This window comes from Kitasatospora sp. NPDC054939 (genome assembly GCF_053610105.1).
In genome coordinates, this window is record NZ_JBSGXP010000315.1 from 1 (window position 1) to 1,171 (window position 1,171).

Annotated in this window: 2 protein-coding genes; both read right to left on the bottom strand. The window is 71.0% G+C overall.

Annotated elements, in window-relative coordinates; genetic code table 11:
• Positions 1-172: 172 nt before the first annotated feature.
• Positions 173-856 (bottom strand): TetR family transcriptional regulator, encoded by a 684-nt coding sequence (locus ACWGB8_RS38610; RefSeq protein ID WP_452218313.1) that lies wholly within the window; start codon positions 854-856, stop codon positions 173-175.
• 132 nt (positions 857-988) lie between these two features.
• The coding region (locus tag ACWGB8_RS38615) for an acyl-CoA dehydrogenase family protein (RefSeq protein WP_452215714.1) at positions 989-1,171 on the bottom strand (183 nt) is incomplete at its 5' end.

Below are 1,171 nucleotides of genomic sequence, written 5' to 3' on the forward strand. Positions count from 1 at the left end.
GGTTATAAATTCGACGGCGACCACCCATATATACACTAATTCCTTCGTCGGCCGCGTCTGTTGTGTTTACGAGACTGGGCCGGGACTGGCCGCCGGGGACCGGCGGCCCCACAGGACTGCGGGGCCCGGGTCCGTCGGACGGACCCGGGCCCCGCTGTCGGGCACTCCCCGGCTACTTCGCGGCCGCGGACTCCCCGAGGGCGCTCTCGATGCCCTGCACCATCCGCCAGAGCGGGGCCCGGCGGCTGGCGACCAGCACCACCACGTCGTCGCCGTCGTGCTCGCCCGCGCCGTCCTCCGGGCGGTCGCTCCAGGTGCGGGTGACGAAGGCCATCGCCGCGTCGACCTCGGCCACCCAGTCGCTCTCCCCGCCCGAGCGCAGCCAGGTGCGCAGGGCGTGGTTGTGCGCCGAGACCACGGCCGCCGCGATGACGTCGGCCCGCAGCGGGCCGTCCGGGCGGTCGGCGAACCGTCCGCGCAGGTAGTGGGCGAGCGTGTGCTCGTACCGCCAGACGACCGACAGCTCGTAGGCGCGCAGGCCGGGGACGCTGCGGGTGAGGCGGTAGCGCTGCACGGAGAAGGACGGCTGCTCGGCGTACATCCGCAGAACCAGCCGGGCGGCGCCGCAGGCGTGCTCGACCGGGTCCTCCTCGCCGGTGCCGGACTCCAGGAAGTCCGTCATGTCGGCGAGGCCGCGCTCGTGGTCGGGGAAGACCACGTCCTCCTTGGCGGGGAAGTAGCGGAAGAAGGAGCGGCGCCCGACCCCGGCGAGGGAGACGATGTCGTCGACCGTGGTCTGTTCGAAGCCGCGTTCCAGGAAGAGCTCGAAGGCTGCGGCAACCAGCGCCTCGCGCATGGCCGGCTTGGGCGGCCCGTCGTTCATCTGCTGGTCCTGCTCTTCCTTCTCACTCATTCTCCGGAACATAGCACCGGCTTCGAACGGCCGGGCGGGCGCCGGGCGTCGGCCCCTCGCCCGGCCGTTCCGGCCCTACGGGAGGTTGCGGGCCATCACGATGCGCTGGATCTGGTTGGTGCCCTCGTAGATCTGCGTGATCTTCGCGTCCCGCATCATCCGCTCCAACGGGTAGTCCCGCGTGTACCCGTACCCGCCCAGCAACTGCACCGCATCCGTGGTGATCTCCATCGCCGCATCCGACGCGAAGCACTTCGC